Source organism: Gordonia sp. B8661-1 (genome assembly GCF_059427765.1).
Map to the genome: position 1 here is coordinate 366,083 of NZ_JCAHRL010000001.1, position 22,612 is coordinate 388,694.

A 22,612-nucleotide genomic window follows, 5' to 3' on the forward strand; every position below is an offset into this window, starting at 1 on the left:
ATTCGATGGTCGATCTCGTTTCACTGCAACCGACGTGATCTGACCATTCCGACCGGCGACCCCACGAGCTAAAGCGTCACGCTGATCGCAACTGCCCCCGTGAACGTCACGGCGCCATGTCGACCCAGCCGACGAATCCCGACGGATCGTGACGTCCGAGTGCACCGTGCTCGAACATCCCCCACCCGACATCGCCGTTGCACGTGGCGCGCGCGACGTGGTCGAGTGTGCCGTACGGCAGCATCTGCAGGTAGTCGGCGGACGAGAGATCGTAGTCGCGGGCCTCGGACCAGTTGCGGCCCTTCCACACCCCGTGTCCCCAGTCGGGATCGCCGACGTATCCGCAACCGCGATTGAGGTTGACGTGCGTCATCGGCTCCACCTCGACCACCAGCTCCTCACCGCTCGGTGTGGTGAGATAAATCCGTACCGCCGTGGGCATCCGGGTGCCACTGCGGTAGTCGGTCTCGAAGCGCGGCCAGCCGAGTTGCTCGATGCGGCCGTCGGTGAACACCCGCGTCGCATGGTTGAGCGTGCGATAGCCGTCCGGATTCTCCTGCGCGATGATCATCAGCATGTAGTCGTCGAAACGCAGTGGCACATAGGTCCACCAATGCCCTTCGCGCGGTTCGTCGGCACGACGGCCCGCCGGGTCGGCGTCCCCGCTCGGCCGGATACCCCACGACCGGTCGCGGCTGCCCAGCCACACCTCGGGGTCGACGGTGATGTCCTCCCCGAAGACCGAGACCGTCCCCTCCCAGGTGCCCACCTGAGCGAAACGCGTGGCCTCCAGGATGGGCCGCGGTCCATCCATATTCGTGTGCAGCTCTTCGAGGATGGCGTCGTAGCTGCCGTCCCACGTGATGTCGGCGGACAGTCGCTCGTGCTCACAGATCAGCCGGACCTTACGCAGCGGTTCGATGACCTCCAGCCGGTAGCCGCCGACGGACATGTCCATGGAGCGCTGGTCGTAGGCGTCCGAATACCGCACCGACAGTTGCTCGTCCCCCCTGCGTGCGGTCAGGAAGGCATCGACCACACCGAGATTCGGATACACGCCGAAGCCGGTCACGAGGAAGTGGCCGCCGTCGCGGTCGTGTGCGTTGAAGTAGTTGCGGTCGTAGAAGTTCCGGTCCGTGGTGGCCGTCCGCGCCATGGACAGCGGTGCCTGGTGGACCGGATATTCGTCGAGCTGATGGGGTTTCATCACTTCTCCCAGTGGTACGTGCCGTCGAGCAGCGCCGACAGCATCGGATGGTGCATGACGTAGTGGTCCGGATCCTCGTGGGGTTCGACCTCGCCGAAATGGATGCGCCGACGCTCGATCTGAGACATGACGATGCCGTGGCGCAGGGCCGCGTAACGCAGATAGAACTCGAGATCACGCACTGCCACACCGGATTCGGCCTCGTACTGTGCCACCACGTCGGAGAGCCGGAACATGTCCGGAAGTCCCGGCATCTCGAACGTCTCGGCGATGTCCTGGAACATGCGGTGAAAAGCGATGAACCATCCGAGGTCCACCTCACGCGGTGCCAGCACGGCGGATTCCCAGTCCAGTACCGCACTCGGCTGCACACCCTGATACATGATGTTGCCGGCGCGTGCGTCGCCCCAGCACAGCACATCCGGCGACGGCTCGTCGGGCCAGTTGTCCTCGAGCCAGTCGAAAGTACGTTCCAGCACCGGAATTCGCATGCCGTCGTCGCGACGAGTCCACTCGTAATAGGCGCGCTCGTTGTCCACGTGCCGGCGGAGGCTGTCGCCCCCGGCCAGGGACGCCCACTGCGGAACCGCCTCAGCGGGCGCGTCGATGCCGTGCACACCGACCATCACGCGCACCGCGGCCTCCTGCACCGCACGCCGGCTCCCGGCATCCATGTCGTAGAGCCAGCCGCCGAAGACGTACGGCGGATTGTCCACGGCCACCACACCATTGACGCGATCCATCACCAGGAACGGCGTGCCGAGAACGTCCGGGGAGGTCTCCACCCAGCGCACGTGGGGCACGGGTACGTCCGAGTGTCCGGCGACCGCGCGCATGACATCGAACTGCAATTGCAGGTCATAACCGGGAAAAACCGGGAACGCCGACGCCTCCGGGGCGAGTCGTGCGACCAGCGCGGCGCTCTGCTCCGAGCCGTCCGCATCGGTCCACTCGGCGTCGAACAGCACCGAGATGCTCGACATCCCGGAATGCTCCGGCCGGGACAGATTGCGGATTCGTGGGGTCTCGGCGGTCCCCAGACGGTGGCCGAGCCAATCCGCCAGAACGGTTCCGACGGTGTCGAGATCGGTGTCGGTGGTGCGGATGGTGGCTTCCACGCCCTCCGGCATTGCTGTGTCGCTCATGTGTGTCCCTCGTGTGATCCGAGCCAGTATTGTGAGCCCCACCACAGTTTGGACTCTGCGGCTAAAATTAGACCAGAGTTCAGAAATTGACAAGGAAATCGGCAAAACACCAGGTAAAGCGACATGCGATGAACAAGTGTGCGGTCACGGTACGGTGAGACACCGGACGGGGAGCGGAAACGACGCAAGGGGGATGAACCCGCGATGAGCACCGAAGCCGCCCTCGGACGGCGCGAACTGAACAAGCGCCAGACGCGCGAGCGTCTTCTCGACGCGGCACGGTACCTGCTCGCGACGCGCGGGACGACCAGCACCGTCGAGGAGATCGCCGAGCGCGCCGCGGTGTCGCGGGCGACGTTCTTCAACTACTTCCCCAGCAAGGACGACCTGCTGACCGCGCTCTACCGCAGGCATATCGAGGCGTTCACCGTCGCGGTCGACGACCTGCTGGCTCGCGACATGAGCACGGCCGACCGGATCGTCGCGCTGTTCACCGACTTCATCCGCGAGGCCGAGGAACTGCCCGGCTATCTGCGCACGGTCACCGGCGAGATCGAACGGATATCGTCCTCCCCCGAACTACTGGCCGAGCGTGGCCGGATCTTCACGGGGCAGATCCTCCGCATCATCGAACCCGGAATCGAACGCGGCGAGGTCCGCACGGACTTTCCCGCCGACTTCCTGGCACAGATGGTCGGTGCCGTCTATCTCTCGACAATCCGCTACTGGCAACAGGATCCGGCATTCGAGATCGGCGATCGGTTCGCACTCGCCGCCCGTTATGCGGCCGAGTCGTTGTCCTCCGGGAACTGACGCCCCTAAGTGAGGTCACCCGAGGGCGAGCGCACCCCCGGTGAGCCTGGCCGGATCGGCATCGAGACCACCGAGATCCCGCCCGATCCACACGGTGGGCGTCAGCTGCCGGTATTCATGGATACTGACCGGCACTCCGGCGAAGTCGCGGCGAAAATCTGCCGCCCACACCGGCTTTCCGTCGATCATCGAGTTTCGCCGTTCCAGCCGGCCACCGGCGTCAGGACCCCAGAGATAGTCCTTGTGCACCCAGGTGACGCCGCCGGACAACGACCTGAAGGTCAATGTCCTGCCAAAGGCATTCTGGTTGGTGGACAGTAACTTTGCCGCGCCATACGGCAGAGAACGCCCCCGGGCCACGAAGACCGGAAGCAGGGCGATCGGCACGCGACCGACAGGTGGCGCACCCGCAGTGGCGTGGGCGAAGAACGCCAGAATCTGATCTTCGGAGCAGGCGTCGAGCAATGTCGCCACAGTCGCCCGGGCGTCACCCGCCTTGATCACGCATGCTTCGGAGGACCGAGAAGTCTTGCCGTTCAGCATATTCGACGGCTTGGCGGTGGCCGAGGCAGTGACGGCACCGGCACTGACGACCAGCGTCAGCACCACCGCCACGACTCCCCGCAGTCGGGTGACAGTCATGTGACGAGTCAACTACATTGGCAGGGGCCTCACAACTCGAGACACGAAATCCCTGATGGAACCGATGACTCAGTACGCGGAGTTGACGTTGTCCATCGAACCGTAGTGGTGTGCCGCGTAATTGCAGGCGGCGGTGATGTTGGCGACCGGATCCCAGATGTCGAAGGGGGTGCCCGGCACATGGAAGGCGGCGAACGTCGGATCGATCACCTGCAGCAGACCCTTCGAGGGAATTCCCTTGGCGGCGTTCGAATCGTAGTTGTTGATGGCCCGCGGGTTGCCGGTCGACTCGCGCATGATGTTGCGCTTGATGCCCTCGTAGGACGCCGGGATACCGCGCTTGCCGAGGATGTCGAGGGACTCCTGGATCCAGCCGTCGAGGTTATTCGGGTAGATGTCGACGTTCCCGAGTGCGTGCTTGACCTCGGGCGGGTTCGCGGCCGCCAGCGGCAGAATGGAGGGCGCGGGGGCCGGAACGGGTGCCTGGACGGGCTCAGCGGCCGCCGAGGGACCTGCGTTGGCGGTTTCGCTCACGCCGACCGACGCGGCGGCTCCGCCGGCCACTGCGATGGCGATGGCCACCGAGGCGCCGTGCTTGCGGAGTCGGGACTTATTTCGGACACGACTCGACTTCGAGACAGCAGACATGACTTCAATTCCTCACACGTGAGACGGCACGGGCAGATCGCGGCGCGTCGGCAAGTGACGGAGGGGGTCTGCCGAGCGTCAGCATCACGAACCGGCTGAACGTGTGCGACAAGAGCGGGCCGCCGGGCCCGGGCTCCACACCGCGCGGCGGGCCGGAGATGAACGATCTCGCCGCCTCGCTACGATCGCGACTGCGCATCCTGGTGGACCGGAAGGTCACTCAGATCGTGAGCAACACGTCGATCCGCGCTTCGCGTCTGGTAACAGATTGATATACATCCGCCGGAAATGCCAACACGGACGGGACGGGAACCGGCCGATTCCCCGCGTGTCGTTGCCTCCGAAAGTGTCGATAAAGTGCACCTGACCAGGCATGTTACGGTTTTCCGGGAAGTGTGTCGGGCGTCACAGAATTTGTTAGCACGACGAGCGTTTCCGAGACGGTTCCGTTATGTTCGGGCGACCGGAATCCGCTTCCTCCCGCACCTTCCGCGTCGGCGTCGGATCACCGGCACACGTCGAGACGACGGATGCTCCGTTCGAAGAGGCTGTGATCCCATTCCACCCCGGCGTCCGGATCGGCCAGAGCGAGGCCCGGCATCGCCTCGTACAGGGTCCGCAGGGCGATCTCCAGCTGCATGCGCGCCAGTGACGCACCGACACAATGATATGCACCGTGCCCATAGCCGAGGTGCTTGGGGACGCCCTTGTCCGCGGACCGTCCCAGTCGGATCTCGTCCGGCTCGGTGTAGATGCGCGGATCACGGTTCGCCGAGACCAGGCCGCCGACGATCCCCTCGTTCCGGCGGATCATCTGTCCGCGGATACATACGTCCTCCGTGGCGGCGCGCAGGAAAGCCGTGTCGGTCGGCGGATGCAGCCGGACCACCTCGTCGATGAAGGCCGGGAGCGTATCCGGGTCGGGACCGAAGATCTCGTCGATGTCGTCGCGTGACAGGAGGCGATACAGGCAGGAGATCAGCACCGAGCCGGTGGTGAGAAATCCGGCAAACATCAACTCGTACACCGACACCTGGACTTCCCAGGCCGAGAAGTTGCCCTTCTCCTGTTCACCGAGCAATACCGACAGCATGTCGGCGTCCGACTCCGGATCCTTGCCGGCGATGATCTCCTCGGCGATCGCATTGATCTCCACGAACGACTCGGCGATCTGCTGTTCGGTGTGCTGATCGGCATGCGCCAGCGGCATCCCCTTCGAACGGAACAGATCCCGGTACTCGTCGGGAATGCCCAGGAAGCGGGACATGAACCTGGATGCGAACGGATAGGAGAACCGGTCGCCGAACTCGAAGACGCGATCACCGGACGCGACGATGTCGTCGACCAGTTCGGTGGCGATGCCCTCGATCGTGGCCCGGTAGCCCTCGACGCGTTTGGGAGTCAGGTGCTGCTGCACCGGCTTTCGGCGACGCAGATGGTCGGTGCCGTCGAGCGACACCATCGATCCGGGGTTGTCGGCGAAATCCCCGTCCTTCGTCATCCGCGGGCACGACGGGTCCGACAGATCACGCCCGAATCGACGGTCCGCCAACATGGCTCGCGTCTCCTCGTATCCTCCGACGAACCACGCGGTGTCGCCACTGGGCAGGCGCACCTTCGGCAACGACTCCTCGTCGCGGAGCCGCCCCATCGTCGAGATCGCCTCATCCACACCCGTAAATGGCATATTGGCCGACACTTCGCTCATCAGGCTGCTCCTCACCCTGCGTCATCACCGACGACATCAAACGCAAAGAGGTTGAGCATCACGACATTTCATGCCATCCGACATGCCCCGGCAACCGGACGGTCGGATTGCGCAGCCCTTCGCCAGCATCACAGGTCACCGAAGGTCGGTCAAGGAATTGCCGGAATGCGCCAATCCGTTGCCGCCGAAAGGATTAACGCAGCTGGAGTACCAGCTCCGCCCCCTCACGCGTTCACTTTGCAAGTAACACACCGATGTAGGGCGCATTGGCACCGATGTCAAGCCGTTCGGCGGCTGCCCGTGGTCATCGCACGAAATAGCGGCACCAAGGTAAAGTAATTGGATGCGATCCAAGAGAGTGGCTACCGCATTGTGCGCAACTGCGATCGCTCTGGCAACCGCATGCTCGGGGAGGGAAGCAACAACAAACTCAGGGCCATCGCTCTCGCCTCCGAACCGGTCGTCGCCATCTCCGACCATGCAGGTTTCAACCACGGCAAACCCTAGGCCTAGCGAGCCATTCACGCTCTCCATTGCGCTGCGTGTGGGCAGACATGTCGTGGTTAACGGACAGACGAACCTCCCCAACGGCGCCAAACTCTACGTCGGTTTGGACCGCGCAATCCACGACCCCGAGCGCGCACAGGAGGGCCCTGGTTATTTCACGGTCGATTTCACCGAGGTGACTGTGACAAACCGGGCATTCTCGGCGGTCATGGTCGACAATCGCAAGGACAACGCGCAGGAGTCAGTCGACGCTTACAACCTGGGCGAACCGGTCGAGCGCCAGCAAAGGGTGACCGAGACCGCGGAAGTGTCAGTGTCGTTCTCTCCACAGGCAAGACAACCGGCCGAGGTTGTTCGCGCGGTCGGCGGCAAATCCGGAGACTGGTTGGCGTCGAGTCGGCAAGCGCAACGGATCGGCGAATGGACACCAGATCCATATTGGACGCTCGGCGTCGAACGAGAGTTCCGTCTGCCACTCTCATGACTCCCCAGGACAACAAACTATGAGCTAGGAACCAGTCAGATGTTCTCGATAATGACGATTCACAGTCTGCGAGTTAGAGCGGCGCGGTGATGGCTCCCCCACCAGGACTCGAACCTGGAATGCCTGAACCAAAATCAGAAGTGTTGCCGATTACACCATGGGGGAATACTGCGGACCCGATTGTGCCACAGCCCGGTGGCCGGTCTGATCCGGCCCGTCGCCGCTAGGAGCGGCTCTGACGGCGGTCGCCGATCTTGCGCATGAGTCCGAGGATCGGGAGTCCGACGGAGGGTGCGGCGTCGGCGGCGCGGACCATCGCGCCACGCCAGCGCGGGATGACGCGGAAGATCTGCCTGCTGTCCAGCAACTCGAGCCCGGCCCGCGCGACGTCGTCCTCGGACAGCGGATCGGGGCCGGCGAACAGCATGGCGGCGCCGGGATCGTGGGCGCGGTCGGTGACCATCGCGGTGCCGACGACGTCGGGACATAGTGCCCGGACGCGGATGGGCAGCCTCGCGTGGTCGAGGTCGCCCTGCAGGGACGTCGTATAGGACAGGACGGCAGCTTTGGTGGCGGCGTACAGGGCGAGGCCGGGGATCGGTGCGAGGGCTGAGATCGACGCGATGTTGAGGATGGCGCCACCGCGGGTGCCCATCGCTGCGACGGCTGCGGCGGATCCGCCCATCACGCCCCGGACGTTCACGTCGAGGATCGACGCGATCTGATCGTCGGTGTGCGTCCAGGCGTCACCGGCGAACAGGATGCCCGCATTGTTCACCCAGCGTTCGAGTGGGCCGAGTTCCTGCGCCTGTTCGGCGATCCGGCGATGCGATGCGATGTCCCGGACATCCTGCTCGAGTCCGACTGCGCCACGGCCGATCTCGGCGGCGGCACGCTGGGCGGCCTCGCCGTCGACGTCGGTGAGGACCACGCGATACCCACCGTCCGCGAGCATGCGGGCGAACGCCAGACCGATGCCGCGACCGGCACCCGTGACCACCGCTGTTGCTGTCATATCCCCAACCCTAACGACGATCCCGCTCACCGATTCCGTTATCGCTCACCCGACAGGGGTGAGCGTGGACGGAAAGGGTGAGCGGGAGCGACGATCAGTCCTTCGGTCCGCCGGCGACGTAGATGACCTGACCGGACACGAAGCCCGCACCCTCGCCGACGAAGAACGACGCGGTGTTCGCGATGTCCTCGGGCACGCCGATGCGGTTCACCGGGATCTGCGAGGCGGCGGCCTTCTTGAAGTCCTCGAACGGGACCCCCATGCGCTCCGCGGTCGCGTGGGTCATCTCGGTCTCGATGAATCCCGGTGCGATGGCGTTGGCGGTGACGCCGAACTTGCCCAGCTCGATGGCGAGGGTCTTGGTGAAGCCCTGCATGCCGGCCTTCGCAGCGGAGTAGTTGGCCTGGCCGCGGTTGCCGAGCGCCGAGGTGCTCGACAGGTTGACGATGCGTCCCCAGCCTGCGTCGACCATGTGCTTCTGGGCGGCCTTGGTGACGTTGAACGCGCCGCGCAGGTGCACGCCCATCACGGCGTCCCAGTCGTCGACGGTCATCTTGAACAGCATGTTGTCGCGGATGATGCCCGCGTTGTTGATGACGACGGTCGGCGGACCGAGCTCCTCGACGACCTTCTCGACCGCGGCGCCCACCGATGCCTCGTCGGAGACGTCGGCGCCCACGGCGATGGCCTTGCCGCCCGCATCGGTGATCGCCTGGACGGTGGGCGCGCACGCGTCGGCGTCGAGGTCGAGGACCGCGACGGCCAGACCGTCGGAGGCGAGACGCTTCGCGACGGCGGCGCCGATCCCGCGTGCGGCTCCGGTGACGATGGCGACCTTCTGATTGCTCATTCCGTGCTTCCTCCGATATGTCGGTATGTGGTGTGCCTCTCACCTTGTTTTCTATCAGGCACGTCATAACGGCCGGCGCGCGCACGGCGGGTGAGCGCGTGGCCACGCGCACCCACTGCGTACGATCGAATCCCATGACGAAGTCCTCTCCGGCCTCGGCCGGATCGTCCTCATCCGCCATCGCAGTGATCGTCCTGGCGGCCGGTGCGGGTACCCGGATGAAGTCGAAGACCCCCAAGATCCTGCACACCATCGGTGGACACTCCCTGCTGTGCCACGCGTTGCGCGGTGCGGCCGCGGTCGTCCCCGATCACGTGATCGCGGTCCTCGGTCATGAGCGCGAGCGGATCCGCGGCGCCGTCGACGAGATCGCGGACAATATCGGCCAGCAGATCGACGTCGCCGAGCAGAAGGAACAGCTCGGCACCGGCGACGCCGTCCGGTCCGGTCTGGCCGCCCTCCCGGAGGACTTCGAGGGCACCGTTCTGGTGACGCCGGGCGACGTCCCGCTGCTCGACGGCGACACCCTGCGGGCCGTCGTCGCCGCGCATCACGCCAACGGCGGGGCGGCGGTCACGCTGACGACCTTCGTGGCACCGAACCCCACCGGCTACGGGCGCATCCTCCGCACCGCCGACGGCCTCGGTGTGCGCGCGATCGTCGAGGACAAGGACGCGACCTACGAGCAGAAGGCGATCACTGAGGTGAACGCCGGTGTCTATGCGTTCGACGTGGCCACCCTCCGCGACGCGCTGGCCCGGTTGACCACGCACAACGCGCAGGGCGAGTTCTACCTCACCGATGTGGTGGCCATCGCCCGTGACGCGGGGAAGTCGGTGCACGCCCATACCGTCGACGACCCGTACCTGGTGGCCGGCTGCAACGACCGCGCACAACTCGCCGAACTCGGCGCCGAACTCAACCGGCGCATCATCCGGCGTCATCAGCTGGCCGGGGTCACCGTCGTCGATCCGGCGACCACCTGGATCGATGTCGACGTGACACTCGAACCGGACAGCCTCATCGAACCCGGCACCCAGTTGCACGGACGCACCCACATCGGCACCGATGCGGTGATCGGGCCGGACACCACGCTCACCGACGTGATCGTCGGAGCGGGCGCTCAGGTCATCCGGACCCACGGCAGTTCGTCGGTGATCAATGCCGACGCCAGCGTCGGCCCGTTCGCGTATCTGCGGCCCGGCACCGAACTGGGCCCGCGCGGCAAGATCGGGACCTTCGTGGAGACGAAGAACTCGACCATCGGTTCCGGCACCAAGGTCCCCCACCTCACCTACGTGGGAGATGCGACGATCGGCGACGAGACCAACATCGGGGCGTCCAGCGTCTTCGTGAACTACGACGGCGTGACCAAGAGCCGCACCGTCGTCGGGTCGCACTGCCGGACCGGCTCGGACAACATGTTCGTCGCACCGGTGCAGGTCGGCGACGGCGCCTACAGCGGAGCGGGTACGGTTTTGCGGGAAGATGTCCCGCCCGGAGCGCTCGCGGTGTCGGCAGGCGACCAACGCATCATCGAGAACTGGGTGGTGCGCAAGCGTCCCGACACGGCTGCGGCCCGTGCCGCCGAAGCCGCCGACCCGGACCGTCCGTCTCCACCGACGATCGACTCCGATCGCCCCAACTGAATACACGCTGTACCCAGCCCCACGAGTAGAAGAGTTCTCCATGACCTGGACCACGGACAACCAGAAAAACCTCATGCTGTTCTCGGGGCGCGCACACCCCGAACTCGCGCAGGCCGTCGCCGACGAACTCGGCATCAAGGTCACCCCGCAGACCGCCCGCGACTTCGCCAACGGCGAGATCTTCGTCCGCTTCGAGGAGTCGGTGCGCGGGTCGGACGCCTTCGTGCTGCAGAGCTGCCCGTTCCCGATGAATCAGTGGGTCATGGAGTCGCTCATCATGATCGACGCCCTCAAGCGTGGTTCGGCCAAGCGCATCAGCGTGATCCTGCCGTTCTACCCGTACGCCCGCCAGGACAAGAAGCACCGCGGCCGCGAGCCCATCTCCGCGCGTCTCATCGCCGACCTGATGAAGACCGCGGGCGCCGACCGCATCATCACCGTCGACCTGCACACCGATCAGATCCAGGGCTTCTTCGACGGCCCGGTCGACCACATGCACGCCCAGGGACAGCTGGCCGACTACGTCCGTGACAACTACGGCACCGACAACATCACCGTCGTCTCCCCCGACTCGGGCCGTGTGCGCGTCGCCGAGAAGTGGGCCGATTCGCTCGACGGCGCTCCCCTGGCCTTCATTCACAAGACCCGCGATCCGCTGGTGCCCAATCAGGTCAAGTCGAATCGGGTCGTCGGTGACGTCGAAGGCCGCACCTGCGTGCTGATCGACGACATGATCGACACCGGCGGCACCATCGCGGGCGCCGTGAAGGTCCTCAAGGATGCCGGTGCGGGCGACGTCATCATCGCCACCACGCACGGCGTGTTCTCCGATCCGGCCGCCGAGCGCCTCGCGAACTGCGGGGCCAAGGAGGTCATCGCGACCGACACGCTGCCGATCCCGCCGGAGAAGCGTTTCGAGAACCTGACCGTGCTGTCGATCGCCCCGCTGCTGGCCCAGACCATCCGCGAGGTCTTCGAGAACGGTTCGGTCACAAGCCTCTTCAACGGCGTGGCCTGACTCTTCCTGCTTTCCTGCTGAAAACGTCCACCTCAGAGGTGTTCGAGGGCAATATGCCCTCGGAGCACGCTGAGGTGGACGTTTTCAGTCGGTTCGGCGGCTACGCCACCCGGCCACCCGGCCGACGGGTTACTCCGCTTGGCCGACAACCTGTTCGCGCTTTCGTTGTTCGTCCGGCCGTGACATTCGGCGACGATGGGCGCTCTCGGTCACCGTGGTTCCGACACTCGCGACGATCACCAGACAGATCGCGGCCATCCGCAGCGGCCCCACCGACTGGTGCAGCACCAGCCACCCGGCGAGGCCGGCCAGCGCCGGTTCGAGACTCAGCAGAATCCCGAAGACGTTGCGCGGCAGGCGACGCAGCGCCCCGAGTTCCAGGGAGTACGGGATCAGCGAGGCGAGGACCGCGGTGCCCAGCCCGAGCGCCAGCGCCCGGCCGTCGGTGAGCACCGCCGCCGCACCGGAAGCGCCCATCGGCAGCAGCACCACCGCACCGACGATCAGCGCGACGGACAGACCACCCGCGCCGGGCACCATCCGGCCCACGCGTTCGGTCGCCAGTATGTAGCCCGCCCAGCAGGCACCGGCTCCCGCGGCGAACGCAATCCCCAGTGGGTCAAGACCTTCCGCGCCGACCACACCTTCGACACCGAGCAGGCCGAGACCGCAGACCGCGGTGGCCACCCAGACGAGATCGACGCGCCTGCGCGAGAGCACGGCGGCCAACGCGAGGGGACCGATGAACTCGACGGACACCGCGACACTCAACGGGATGCGGTCGATCGCCGCGTAGAACATGCCGTTCATCCCACCGAAGACCACTCCGAGAGCCAGCACGGCCCGCCATTGCCTCCGATTCCACGCGGTCACCGCGGGGCGGATGACGACGACCATGATGATCGCGGCGATCGCCAGGCGTACCGCGCTCGTCCCCCAGGGACCTGCCACCGGGAACAGATGCACCGCGAGCGCGGCGCCGAACTGTACGGACACACACGCACCGAGGACCATCGAGGCGGCCACCGCCGTACCACCCGAACGCGACGATCCACCCTCGTGGACACGCGCCGGCACCTCACGAACCACGCTCGTCGATTCGCCTCCCATGCATCCAGAGTGGATTCCGACGTACAGTCAGTCCAGTGAATGTTTCAGCCGTACGATCATCACTTTTTCTTACCTATTGGGAGCGGCCGTGCTGAACCTGTCCCGGTTGCGGATGCTCGTCGAACTCCATCGCCGGGGCACTCTGGCGCGGGTCGCGGAAGCGTTGTCCTACAGCCCATCCGCCGTGTCCCAGCAACTCACCCTGCTCGAACGCGAGACCGGCGTGCAGCTGTTCGAACATGTCGGACGCCGGGTGCGACTGACACAACGCGCGCTGATTCTGGTCGAGCATTCCGAGGCGGTCCTCGATCGGCTCGAACAGGCCGAGATCGAACTCGTGGCCACCGAACCGCAGGTGCGCGGGACGCTGCGGGTCGCGTCATTCCAGACCGTGGTGCTCGCCATCGCCCCGACGGTGCTGGATCTGCTGGCCGAGCAGCACCCCGGTCTCAGCGTCGAATTCACCCAGCACGAGGTGGCCGAGGCCTACAGCGGACTGTCGGCCGCGGCCTATGATCTGATCCTCGGCGAGGAGTTCCCCGGCATACCCGAACCACACCGGCCGGGTGTGGACCGCGTCGACCTGCTCCTCGATCCGCTACTGCTGGCCGTGCCGAGATCCGGGCCATGGGCCCGGCCACCGACGGCCCTCGCCGATCTGGCCGATCGCCCATGGGCCCTGGATCCGGCCGAGACCGGAACCGGCCAGTGGGTGCGATCTCTCTGCCGCACAGCCGGTTTCGAGCCGCATGTGCGCTACGACGGACCCGACCCGCTCATGCATGCACACCTGGTACGCACCGGGCACGCCGTCGCCATCATCCCGGCTCTCATCGCCGAGCACATCGGTGATGTCCGGCTGATCGGCCTGCCGGGCGATCACAGTCGCCTGCTCTACACCGCCGCACGCGCGAGCAGTGCGCACCATCCGGGCATCGAGGCGTTCCGGGTGGCTCTCGCGGCCGGCGCGCGGAACATCGCGCTGCCCGAACCGGAGGCACGGCTGCGCCCTTCGACACGCCGCGGCCGGTAATCTGAGCGACGTGGACGCGACCATCTATCACAATCCGAAGTGCTCGACCTCACGCAAGGCGCTCGACCGTCTCCGCGAGGCGGGCATCGAACCCACCGTGGTGAAGTACGTCGACGAGGGCTACACGCGCGATCAGCTCGTGCGGATGTTCGCCGACGCGGGAGTGACGCCGCAGCAGGCCGCCCGTAAACGCGAGGCGCTGTACAAGGAACTCGACCTGGCCTCGGCGACCGACGACGAACTCCTCGACCAGATGGTCGCCCACCCGATCCTCGTCGAGCGGCCGTTCGTGGTAACGGACAAGGGAACTCGACTGACCCGCCCCATCGAGCAGCTCGACGAGATCCTCTGATCGTCCTCAGACGGTCGACGGCGCGGGCAGCGGACGCTGGATCGCGGGCACCACGATCGCGGCGATCCCGCGCAGCAGCGACTTCGTCATGTCGAAATAGTCGAAGTAGTCGCGCCACACGGTGATCCGGCCCTCGGCGACCTCGTATCGTCCGCACACCCAGAACTGCAGTACCAGCGGTCCGATGCGCAGTTCGTCGATGCGTTCGGTGAGCACCACCGGGCCGTCGGCGGAGACGTTCACCATCCGGTAGTTGAAGCCGAACCGCTTGCCGTCCAGGCCGCCGAAGATCTTCGCCATCCTGCGTTTGCCGTGCACCGTCGGCAGCGACACATTGGTGTAGGCGACGTTGTCGTCCACCTTGTCGAGCGCGGCGTCGAGGTCCGCGCGGGCCATCGCGTCCAGCATGGAGGTGACGATGTCGATCGGCGTCTGCGAAGTCATGGTGGCCAGTATGTCAGCACCAGTCCGCGGTGAACACCGCTCCGCGCCTCCGCTCGCATGGTGCGTCCGGGCGCCCTCAGCCGTGTCCGCTGTGGACGCGCGGGGGCGATACCGAGGACGTCCGACCTGCCGCGATGTGACAGCGGGCGCCCCGGTCGACTACTCTGTCCTGCGTTGTCTCGGCGAGGGTGAGCGATCACCGTTATCGGCGCGACCACCGTGAATCTCCTCGTGCGCGCCTCTGCGGCGCAGAACGAGCGGGTTCGGGGTTGTCCGTCGTTCACCGCGACCGCCCCGACCATCCGGTTCCCACCGGACCGCCCAACGAGGAGAACACCATGGCCAACGACACCGCCAAACTCACCGTCGCCATCCGCACCGACAAGGGCAAGGGCGCCGCGCGCCGCACCCGCCGCGAGGGCGGCGTGCCCGCCGTGCTGTACGGCCACGGCACCGATCCGCAGCACCTGACCCTGCCGGCCCTCGAACTGGCCGCCATCCTTCGCGCCACCGGCACCAACTCGATCATCGACCTGGACATCGACGGCACCAGCCAGCTCGCGCTGACCAAGCAGGTCGACGTCCACCCGATCCGTAACTACATCGAGCACGTCGACCTCCTCGTCATCAAGCGCGGCGAGAAGGTCGTCGTCGAGGTCAACATCGTCGTCGAGGGCGAGGCCGCCCCCGGCACCCTGGTCGTCCAGGACGCCAGCACCGTCGAGATCGAGGCAGACGCGCTGTCCATCCCGGAGCAGATCGAGGTCAGCGTCGAGGAGGCCGAGGCAGGCACCACGGTGCACGCCTCCGACCTGAAACTCCCGGAGGGCGTCACCCTGATCAGCGATCCGGAGACCCTGATCGTCGCCGTCAACGAGGCACCGACCGCCGAGGATCTCGAGGCCGAGGACGAGGCCATCGAAGAGGATCTGGCCGAGGATGCCGCAGGCGAGACCCCGGAGCCCGAAGAGGCCGAGTAATCATCCACTCGTAGTAGCTCGATGAAACTCATTGTCGGACTGGGTAACCCCGGTTCGAGATACGAGAAGACGAGGCACAACATCGGCGCGATGGTCGCCGATGGCCTCGTCGCCTCGGCCGGCGAGCGGTGGAAGGTGCACAAGAAGTCGGGCGCCGACACGGCTGCGCTCACCCTCGCCGGTCAGCAGGTCATCGTGGCCAAGCCGCGGACCTACATGAACGAATCCGGCCGGCAGGTCGGTCCGCTCGCCAAGTTCTACTCCGTCGGCCCTGACGATCTGATCGTCCTGCACGACGAACTCGACATCGACTTCGGCCAGATCCGCCTCAAACAGGGCGGCGGCGAGGGCGGCCACAACGGTCTCCGGTCGATCAGCCAGGTCATCGGCTCCCGCGACTATCAGCGGGTGCGCCTCGGCATCGGCAGACCGCCCGGACGCCAGGACCCCGCCGACTTCGTGCTGAAACCCTTCCCCTCGTCGGACCGCGCCGAGGTGGAACTGCTGATCAGTCAGGGTGCCGACGCGACCGAGGAACTCATCGCCCAGGGCCTCGACGCGGCGCAGAACATCGTTCACACCTGGTGACGTGCCGCTCCGACCATCCACACTGTGTCGGCGCCTACAATCGAACGACCGAAAAACGTTCAGCGGAACACTGGGAGCGAGCAGGTGGCACAACTAGCGGCAAAGACCGGACACCCGAACGTCGCGATGCTGGGCATCGGCGCCTACCGGCCCACGCGCCTGGTCAGCAACGACGAGGTGTGCGAGGTACTCGATTCCACCGATGAGTGGATCTTCGAACGCAGCGGTATCCGGAACCGTCGCTGGATCAGCGGCGACGAGACCGCCCGGTCGATGGCGGCCGCGGCCGCCGAACGCGCCATCCGTAACTCCGGCGTCGACAAGGAGAAGATCGGCGCACTGATCCTCGCGACCAACAGCTGGAAGACGAAGATCCCGCACGGCGGCCCCATCGTCGCCTACGACATCGGCCTCAACGGCATCCCCGCCTACGACGTCGCCGCGGGCTGCGGCGGTTTCGGGTACGCACTCGCCATCGCCGCCGACACCGTCCGGTCCGGTTCCGCCGAATACGTGCTGGTCGTCGGCGTGGAGACGATGTCGGTGGTCATGGAGCCGACCGACCGCAACACCGCCTTCATCTTCGGTGACGGCGCGGGCGCGGTCGTCGTGGGACCGAGCGAGGAGAACGGCATCTCCCCCACCGTGTGGGGCAGCGACGGCGAGAACGCCGCGGCCATCGGCCAGAATTACGACATCCCCGAGTACATGGATCGCGCGCAGGAGTATCAGCACAAGGATCCGGAGACCGACCCGGTCGGCCGCATGGTGGTGACCATGGAGGGGCCGCGCGTATTCCGTTGGGCCGCAATCACTCTGCCCAAGGCGCTGGGCTCGGTGCTGGAGACCTCCGGCGTCGGCATCGAGGACATCGAGGTCTTCGTCCCGCATCAGGCCAATGCCCGCATCAATGAACTGATGAAGAAGAACCTCGGCCTCGCCGACGAGATCCCGATGGCCAACGACATCGAGAACACCGGCAACACGTCCGCCGCGTCGATCCCGCTCGCCATGGAGGAGATGCTCGCCACCGGCAAGGCCAAGGGCGGCCAGACCGCTCTGCTCCTGGGTTTCGGTGCGGGCCTGAGCTACGCCGGCGCCGTCGTCACGCTCCCGCCGACCCCGAAGGAAACCAGCTTCGACGACCTGTGATCGGCGGGCTCAACCGACTATCGCTGTACCGTTTCGTTCCCGCGCACCCGGTCGGGTGAGCGGGAATGAAACAGGTGATCGCGAGCGTCAGGCGTTTTCCTTGCGGAAAACGGCTGTGCCCCACCACAGTCCGAGCCCGCCGAGGATGATCGAGGCGAGCAGGCCCCACGCCAGGGTCGAGGTCGCGAGATCGCCCGCGAAGCTTCCTCGGACGGCGTCGACGATCCACCGGAACGGCATGAAGTCGCTGACCCGCTGCAGCCAGGTGGGGCCGAGGGTCATCGGCAGCAGGATGCCGGACAGCAACAGGACCGGCATCATCACCATGTTGATGAGTGGGGCCATCACGTCCTCGCTCTTGGTGGACAGTGCCAGCGCATTCGACGCGGCCGCACAGGCCCCGCCGACGATCAGCGTGATCACGATGCCGACGACGATGCCCGTCACCGAGCCGCGCATACCCATCAGCAGTCCGAGCACCACGAGAATCAGCGCCTGTACGAACAACTGCAGCACGTCGCGCATCAGCCGCCCGGTGAGCAGAGCCGTACGGCTCGCCGGGGTCACCCGCTCGGCTTCGATGACGCCCTCGCGCCACTCCCCGATCAGGCTGAAGCCCGCGAAGAACGCCCCGAAGATGCCCAGCTGCACCAGGAGTCCGGGCACCAGGAAGGCATAGGCGTTGTCGGCGCCCCCGGGGAATTGTGCGACAAGGGGTTTCAGCAGCGGACCGAACAGGAGCAGATAGAGCACGGGCTGCATCACGCCGATGAGCACCCATGCCGGGTTGCGCAGATTCATCCGAATCTGCCTGCGGAACACGATGAAACTCTCACGCAGGAACGACGTCATTGGAGGACTCCCTCGGGTTCGGCCACCTCATCGGGGGCAGTGGTGGTCTCGGCGTCGCGAAGCGACCGGCCGGTCAGAGACAGGAACACATCGTCCAGCGTGGGACGGATGACCTCGATGGAATCCAGTGTCACACCGGAGTTCTCGAGATCGCGGAGCAAGCCGGGCACCTGACGGCCTGCGCGCTGGACGCGACCGCGCACGTGATTGCCGTCGGTCTCCACCGCGGTGGCGATCGCACCGAGCCTGCTCGCCGACGTGGCCACGAGATCCGGGTCGGCGACCTCGAGCGCCACCAGATCGCCGGACACCTGGGCCTTCAGATTGTCGGCGGTGTCGGCCGCGACGATCTTCCCGTTGTCGATGATGATGATCCGGTCGGAGAGTTCGTCGGCCTCGTCCAGGTAGTGGGTGGTGAGAAAGACTGTCGCGCCCTGGGATTCGCGAAGGCTGCGGATGTGCTCCCACAGATTGGCCCGCGCCTGCGGGTCGAGGCCCGTGGTCGGCTCGTCGAGGAAGACCAGCGACGGATCGTGGATGAGCCCCATCGCGATGTCGAGGCGCCGCTTCTGGCCACCGGACATGTTCTTCGGCATGCGCTCCCACAGCCCGTCGAGCTGCAACTGCGTAAACAACTCCTTGCCCCGCGCCACCGCGTGCGCCCGCGACAATCCGTACAGCATGCCGTGGTCGACGACCTCGTCGCCGGCCTGCGCCTGACTGAAGGTTCCGCCCGCCTGCGACACGTAGCCGATGCTGCGCCGCACCATGACCGATTCGCGGACGACGTCGTAGCCGTTCACCGTCGCGGTGCCCGCCGTCGGGCGCAGCAGCGTCGTCAGCATGCGCAGCGTGGTGGTCTTGCCCGCGCCGTTCGGCCCGAGAAAGCCGACGACCTCACCTTCGGCGATGTCGAGGTCCACGCCGTCGACGGCGCGCACCTCCTTCTTCTGTTTCCCCCGACCGGTCTCGAATGTCTGGACCAGCCCACGTGCGTGGATCACGGTTCTTTCCTTTCGTCGTGTGCAGCGTGGTGAGTTGTCTCGCGGCCGGTCTCACACCGACTCGTGTTCAAGTTTGAATACTCCCCGTTGATGATCGTTCCAGTGTCTCCGTCGGTCGTCAACAGCAATTTCCGACGGTGCAACGGGACAGATCCGGCGACGGGACAGATCCGGCAACCCGGCACAACTCATCGCTCGATCACCTTCTCGCCAATTGCGGACGATCAGCGTCCTGATTTCTCCTGCGACGCTCATCGACCCGATCCGGGACGACCGCTACGCTCGGGTCATGGGAGCCGGTACCACCCGCCTGTTGCTGCTCGGCGCCGTCGCCCTGTTCGAGCCGGTGAACGGCTATCAGATCCGCCGTGAGCTGCAGTCCTGGCAGGTCGACCAGTGGGCCAATGTCAATCCCGGCTCGATCTATCACGGGCTCGGCGCCCTCGTCGCCGACGATCTCGCGATACGGCACGATCTCGCGGAGAGCAGCCGCACGGTGGCGGTGTACGAACTGACGGAGAGTGGTCGCGCCGAATTCGACCGGCTGCTCACCGACGCGGTGGCCACCGTGAACGTCTTCGACCGCCGGGATTTTCACGCCGCCTTCGGACTACTCCCCCTGATCGACCAGGCACACGCGACCGAACTTCTCGAGAAACGCCGGGCCGCGCTCGCCGTCGCGGTCACCGAATTCCCCGAGGACGCCGCCTACGGCGACTTCCCGCACGTACCGCCGCACGCGGTGCGCGGCATGCAGCTGTGGGGTGCCGAGGCCCGCGCGGAACTTCGCTGGCTGTCGGAGGTGCTGGACGATCTGCGGTCGGGCACCCTCTCGCTGCGGCCCGACGGCTGGGTGCCGCCCGCCGACGATCCGGGCCACCAGATGACCGCCGATCGCGAGCGGTATCGCGTCCTGATCGAGCAGGCGGCCGCCGGGCGCGGAGAACCTCACCGCGGCACCGGACATCGGGAAGCTACTTCCCAGTAGCCGTCGGCGTGTGAGAACGTCTATGGCGAGTCACATATCGAGAGGACTGGTCATGGCCACGATCGCAGACACCACCGGTGTCAACAACATCGGCATGCTGAGCATCGGCGCCTACCGGCCCGAGCGCGTCGTCACCAACGACGAGATCTGCGAGCACATCGACTCGTCCGACGAATGGATCTACACCCGAACCGGAATCAAGACGCGCCGGTTCGCCCGCCGCGACGAGACCGTGATGTCGATGGCGGTCAACGCCGGACGCAAGGCCATCGCCAACGCGCTGCTCTCCGGTTCCGACATCGACGCGGTCATCCTCGCGACCAACACCCACCTACTGCTCACTCCGGCAGGCGCCACCGCGGTCGCCACCGAACTCGGCGCCAACGGCGTGCCCGCCTTCGACGTGACCGTCGGCTGCGCCGGCTTCGGCTACGCCATGGCCCTCGCATCGGACATGGTCCGGGGCGGCAGTGCCTCCCACGTACTGGTGATCGGCGCCGAGCAGTTGTCGGTGACCCTCGACCAGACCGACCGCACCAACGCCTTCATCTTCGGCGACGGCGCGGGCGCCGTGGTCGTCGGCCCGACCGAGGAGCAGGAACTCGGTCCGGTGGTCTGGGGCAGCGACGGCTCGCAGTTCGACGCCATCCGCCAGGACATCGACTGGATCACCTTCCTGGACGGCGATCGCGTTCAGCGTCCGTATCTGCGTCTGGAGGGCACCGCGGTATTCCGCTGGGCCGCATTCGAAATGGGCAAGGTCGCACAACGGGCGTTGGAAGCGGCGAAGATCGGCGCCGAAGAACTCGACGTTTTCGTACCGCATCAGGCCAACACCCGGATCAACGATCTTCTGGCGAAGAATCTGCATCTTCGTGAAGGTGTGCCCGTCGCGAATGACATTGAGCACACCGGAAACACGTCCGCCGCATCGATTCCGCTCGCCATGGAGGAGCTGCTGTCGACCGGTCGCGCCAAGCCCGGCGACACCGCCCTGCTGCTGGGATACGGTGCGGGACTGAGCTATGCGTCGCAGGTCGTCAAGATGCCGCCGGTGCCTTTCGAATAGCTCACCACCGTTTCCCATCGACGCGTCGTCGGTTATCGGAATGACGCGGAAAACGTGTGTGCGCAACCATGATTGAAAGCGACCGGATGACACGATAGTGTCTCTTACGTTCTTGAGTGGGGCTCAAGAAAGTTCAGGAGTGCGAATCGTCGCGGCCGGGGGGCCACCTTTGACGAAACGCGCTCGCGTTTTCGACTGTCTCGGGGGAGGGACAGGTTATGCATGCTGCTGCGCGCGGTTGGCGCGACCGCAGAAAATACCTCTGGCTCTGTGGACTCATAGTGCCGTTGAGCCCCTTCTTGGCGTGGTTTCTCGTCACCACCCTGGGGCCCGGAGTCTTTTGGGCCGCAGGGGTTTTCGTGATGGCGGTCTTCGTACCGCTGGTCGATTTGGTGCGCGGTGTCGACCACACCTCGCCGCCGATGGATATCCTCAATGATCTCGAGGAGGACCGCTATTACCGCTGGTGCACCTACCTGTATCTGCCGCTGCAGTACGCGGGACTGTTCGCCGCCGGTTATGTGTGGACCCATGCGCCCATGGGGATTCCGGAGAAATTCGCGTTCGCCATGACGGTCGGCGTGGTGGGCGGCGTCGGCATCAACGCCGCCCACGAGCTCGGGCACAAGCGCAGCAAACATGAGCGCTGGCTCGCGAAAGCCGCTCTGGCCCAATCATTTTACGGACACTTCTACGTCGAGCACGTACACGGACACCACATTCGTGTGGCGACCCCCGAGGATCCGGCGAGCGCACGGTACGGCGAGTCACTGTGGGCCTTCATCCCCCGCTCCGTCTACGGCAGCCTCCTGTCGGGGTGGCGCCACGAACGCAACCGGCTCCGGCGCCGGGGTAAGTCGCCCTACACACTGCGCAACGACATCCTGAACGCCTGGCTGCTGACTGTTGTTCTCTGGGCCACGCTGATCGCGATCTTCGGATGGAGCATCGCGCCGTGGCTGGTGGTCCAGGCCGTCGCCGCGATCATGATGCTGGAGACCGCCAACTACATCGAGCACTACGGTCTGCTGCGCGAACGGCGGGCCAACGGCACCTACGTGAAGGTCGAACCGAAGCACAGCTGGAACAGCGACCACGTGTGGAGCAACCTGTTCCTCTACCAACTGCAGCGGCACAGCGATCATCACGCCAATCCGCTCCGCCGGTATCAGGCCCTGCAGTCTCGTCTCGATGCGCCGCAGCTGCCCGCGGGCTACGCGACGATGACGCTGCTCGCAGCGGTCCCGCCGCTCTACCGCAAGGTCATCCACCCGCGCCTGCTCGCGCACTACGAGAACGACCTCAATCTCGTCAACGCGCCTTTTGCTCCGCCACGGCGGCGCCCGGTAGCCTC

22 protein-coding genes, 1 tRNA gene and 1 pseudogene are annotated in these 22,612 nt (G+C 65.8%); 12 read left to right on the forward strand and 12 right to left on the reverse strand.

Annotated features, from left to right (window positions below; genetic code table 11):
- Nucleotides 1–106: 106 nt before the first annotated feature.
- Together AC4JJG_RS01715 and AC4JJG_RS01720 are read right to left on the reverse strand one after the other, a co-directional pair.
- On the reverse strand, nt 107–1,207 hold the full coding sequence (locus AC4JJG_RS01715; protein ID WP_495399239.1) for an Rv3169 family protein: 1,101 nt from the start codon (nt 1,205–1,207) through the stop codon (nt 107–109).
- Entirely contained in the window at nt 1,207–2,352 is a 1,146-nt protein-coding gene (locus tag AC4JJG_RS01720; RefSeq protein ID WP_495399238.1) for a phosphotransferase family protein, read from the reverse strand. The genes AC4JJG_RS01715 and AC4JJG_RS01720 overlap by 1 nt, the downstream gene beginning before the upstream one ends.
- Nucleotides 2,353–2,556: 204 nt before the next feature.
- Here AC4JJG_RS01720 and AC4JJG_RS01725 point away from each other — a divergent pair, with 204 nt between their 5' ends.
- Entirely contained in the window at nt 2,557–3,165 is a 609-nt protein-coding gene (locus AC4JJG_RS01725; protein WP_495399237.1) for a TetR/AcrR family transcriptional regulator, read from the forward strand.
- 15 nt (nt 3,166–3,180) lie between these two features.
- On the opposite strand, the gene AC4JJG_RS01730 is transcribed toward AC4JJG_RS01725, so the two are convergent.
- The 3 genes from AC4JJG_RS01730 to AC4JJG_RS01740 all read right to left on the reverse strand — a co-directional run bounded on the left by AC4JJG_RS01730 (nt 3,181) and on the right by AC4JJG_RS01740 (nt 6,163).
- Nucleotides 3,181–3,807 (reverse strand): hypothetical protein, encoded by a 627-nt coding sequence (locus AC4JJG_RS01730; RefSeq protein ID WP_495399236.1) that lies wholly within the window; start codon nt 3,805–3,807, stop codon nt 3,181–3,183.
- 69 nt (nt 3,808–3,876) lie between these two features.
- A complete protein-coding gene (locus AC4JJG_RS01735) occupies nt 3,877–4,455 on the reverse strand; it encodes a transglycosylase SLT domain-containing protein (protein ID WP_495399235.1) in 579 nt (192 codons plus the stop codon).
- A gap of 505 nt (nt 4,456–4,960) precedes the next feature.
- Complete coding sequence (locus AC4JJG_RS01740) at nt 4,961–6,163, reverse strand: cytochrome P450 (protein ID WP_495399234.1); 1,203 nt, start codon at nt 6,161–6,163, stop codon at nt 4,961–4,963.
- Nucleotides 6,164–6,722: 559 nt separating this feature from the next.
- Between AC4JJG_RS01740 and AC4JJG_RS01745 the strand changes: the two genes are divergently transcribed.
- Nucleotides 6,723–7,154: a hypothetical protein gene (locus AC4JJG_RS01745; RefSeq protein ID WP_495399233.1), complete on the forward strand. Its 432-nt coding sequence runs from the start codon at nt 6,723–6,725 to the stop codon at nt 7,152–7,154.
- Nucleotides 7,155–7,244: 90 nt separating this feature from the next.
- On the opposite strand, the gene AC4JJG_RS01750 is transcribed toward AC4JJG_RS01745, so the two are convergent.
- The 3 genes from AC4JJG_RS01750 to fabG all read right to left on the reverse strand — a co-directional run bounded on the left by AC4JJG_RS01750 (nt 7,245) and on the right by fabG (nt 9,019).
- Nucleotides 7,245–7,319: transfer RNA gene (locus AC4JJG_RS01750), tRNA-Gln, on the reverse strand.
- 58 nt (nt 7,320–7,377) lie between these two features.
- Nucleotides 7,378–8,169, reverse strand: coding sequence for an SDR family NAD(P)-dependent oxidoreductase (locus tag AC4JJG_RS01755; protein WP_495399232.1), 792 nt, complete (start codon nt 8,167–8,169; stop codon nt 7,378–7,380).
- A gap of 94 nt (nt 8,170–8,263) precedes the next feature.
- The gene (gene fabG, locus AC4JJG_RS01760; protein WP_495399231.1) at nt 8,264–9,019 is read right to left on the reverse strand and encodes a 3-oxoacyl-ACP reductase FabG; all 756 of its coding nucleotides are present in this window, start codon (nt 9,017–9,019) and stop codon (nt 8,264–8,266) included.
- A gap of 134 nt (nt 9,020–9,153) precedes the next feature.
- Here fabG and glmU point away from each other — a divergent pair, with 134 nt between their 5' ends.
- Nucleotides 9,154–10,668 (forward strand): bifunctional UDP-N-acetylglucosamine diphosphorylase/glucosamine-1-phosphate N-acetyltransferase GlmU, encoded by a 1,515-nt coding sequence (glmU, locus tag AC4JJG_RS01765; RefSeq protein ID WP_495399230.1) that lies wholly within the window; start codon nt 9,154–9,156, stop codon nt 10,666–10,668.
- A 40-nt stretch (nt 10,669–10,708) separates the two neighbouring features.
- Complete coding sequence (locus AC4JJG_RS01770) at nt 10,709–11,686, forward strand: ribose-phosphate diphosphokinase (RefSeq protein WP_495399229.1); 978 nt, start codon at nt 10,709–10,711, stop codon at nt 11,684–11,686.
- Nucleotides 11,687–11,815: 129 nt separating this feature from the next.
- Here the strand turns inward: AC4JJG_RS01770 and AC4JJG_RS01775 are convergent, their stop codons facing one another.
- Nucleotides 11,816–12,796, reverse strand: coding sequence for an EamA family transporter (locus AC4JJG_RS01775; protein ID WP_495399228.1), 981 nt, complete (start codon nt 12,794–12,796; stop codon nt 11,816–11,818).
- 88 nt (nt 12,797–12,884) lie between these two features.
- On the opposite strand from AC4JJG_RS01775, the gene AC4JJG_RS01780 reads away from it, so the two are divergent.
- Both AC4JJG_RS01780 and arsC read left to right on the forward strand, forming a co-directional pair.
- A complete protein-coding gene (locus tag AC4JJG_RS01780; protein ID WP_495399227.1) occupies nt 12,885–13,829 on the forward strand; it encodes a LysR family transcriptional regulator in 945 nt (314 codons plus the stop codon).
- Nucleotides 13,830–13,839: 10 nt separating this feature from the next.
- Complete coding sequence (arsC, locus tag AC4JJG_RS01785) at nt 13,840–14,181, forward strand: arsenate reductase (glutaredoxin) (RefSeq protein WP_495399226.1); 342 nt, start codon at nt 13,840–13,842, stop codon at nt 14,179–14,181.
- A gap of 6 nt (nt 14,182–14,187) precedes the next feature.
- Here arsC and AC4JJG_RS01790 read toward each other — a convergent pair whose 3' ends face one another.
- Nucleotides 14,188–14,625: a limonene-1,2-epoxide hydrolase family protein gene (locus AC4JJG_RS01790; RefSeq protein WP_495399225.1), complete on the reverse strand. Its 438-nt coding sequence runs from the start codon at nt 14,623–14,625 to the stop codon at nt 14,188–14,190.
- A gap of 338 nt (nt 14,626–14,963) precedes the next feature.
- Here AC4JJG_RS01790 and AC4JJG_RS01795 point away from each other — a divergent pair, with 338 nt between their 5' ends.
- The 3 genes from AC4JJG_RS01795 (at nt 14,964) to AC4JJG_RS01805 (ending at nt 17,345) form a co-directional block, all read left to right on the forward strand.
- The gene (locus AC4JJG_RS01795; RefSeq protein WP_495399224.1) at nt 14,964–15,605 is read left to right on the forward strand and encodes a 50S ribosomal protein L25/general stress protein Ctc; all 642 of its coding nucleotides are present in this window, start codon (nt 14,964–14,966) and stop codon (nt 15,603–15,605) included.
- A 21-nt stretch (nt 15,606–15,626) separates the two neighbouring features.
- Nucleotides 15,627–16,193, forward strand: a complete 567-nt coding sequence (gene pth / locus AC4JJG_RS01800; RefSeq protein ID WP_495399223.1) for an aminoacyl-tRNA hydrolase — start codon at nt 15,627–15,629, stop codon at nt 16,191–16,193.
- A gap of 84 nt (nt 16,194–16,277) precedes the next feature.
- Complete coding sequence (locus AC4JJG_RS01805; protein WP_495399222.1) at nt 16,278–17,345, forward strand: beta-ketoacyl-ACP synthase 3; 1,068 nt, start codon at nt 16,278–16,280, stop codon at nt 17,343–17,345.
- A gap of 87 nt (nt 17,346–17,432) precedes the next feature.
- On the opposite strand, the gene AC4JJG_RS01810 is transcribed toward AC4JJG_RS01805, so the two are convergent.
- Complete coding sequence (locus AC4JJG_RS01810; protein ID WP_495399221.1) at nt 17,433–18,197, reverse strand: ABC transporter permease; 765 nt, start codon at nt 18,195–18,197, stop codon at nt 17,433–17,435.
- Nucleotides 18,194–19,201 (reverse strand): ATP-binding cassette domain-containing protein, encoded by a 1,008-nt coding sequence (locus tag AC4JJG_RS01815; RefSeq protein ID WP_495399220.1) that lies wholly within the window; start codon nt 19,199–19,201, stop codon nt 18,194–18,196. Before AC4JJG_RS01815 ends, AC4JJG_RS01810 begins: the two co-directional genes overlap by 4 nt.
- A 289-nt stretch (nt 19,202–19,490) precedes the next feature.
- On the opposite strand from AC4JJG_RS01815, the gene AC4JJG_RS01820 reads away from it, so the two are divergent.
- From AC4JJG_RS01820 to AC4JJG_RS01830, 3 genes and pseudogenes are all read left to right on the forward strand, one after another.
- On the forward strand, nt 19,491–20,189 hold the full coding sequence (locus tag AC4JJG_RS01820) for a PadR family transcriptional regulator (protein ID WP_495399219.1): 699 nt from the start codon (nt 19,491–19,493) through the stop codon (nt 20,187–20,189).
- A 52-nt stretch (nt 20,190–20,241) separates the two neighbouring features.
- Nucleotides 20,242–21,258, forward strand: a complete 1,017-nt coding sequence (locus AC4JJG_RS01825; RefSeq protein ID WP_495399218.1) for a beta-ketoacyl-ACP synthase III — start codon at nt 20,242–20,244, stop codon at nt 21,256–21,258.
- A gap of 218 nt (nt 21,259–21,476) precedes the next feature.
- Nucleotides 21,477–22,598, forward strand: a pseudogene (locus AC4JJG_RS01830) (alkane 1-monooxygenase); the annotation flags it as partial.
- Nucleotides 22,599–22,612: the final 14 nt, after the last annotated feature.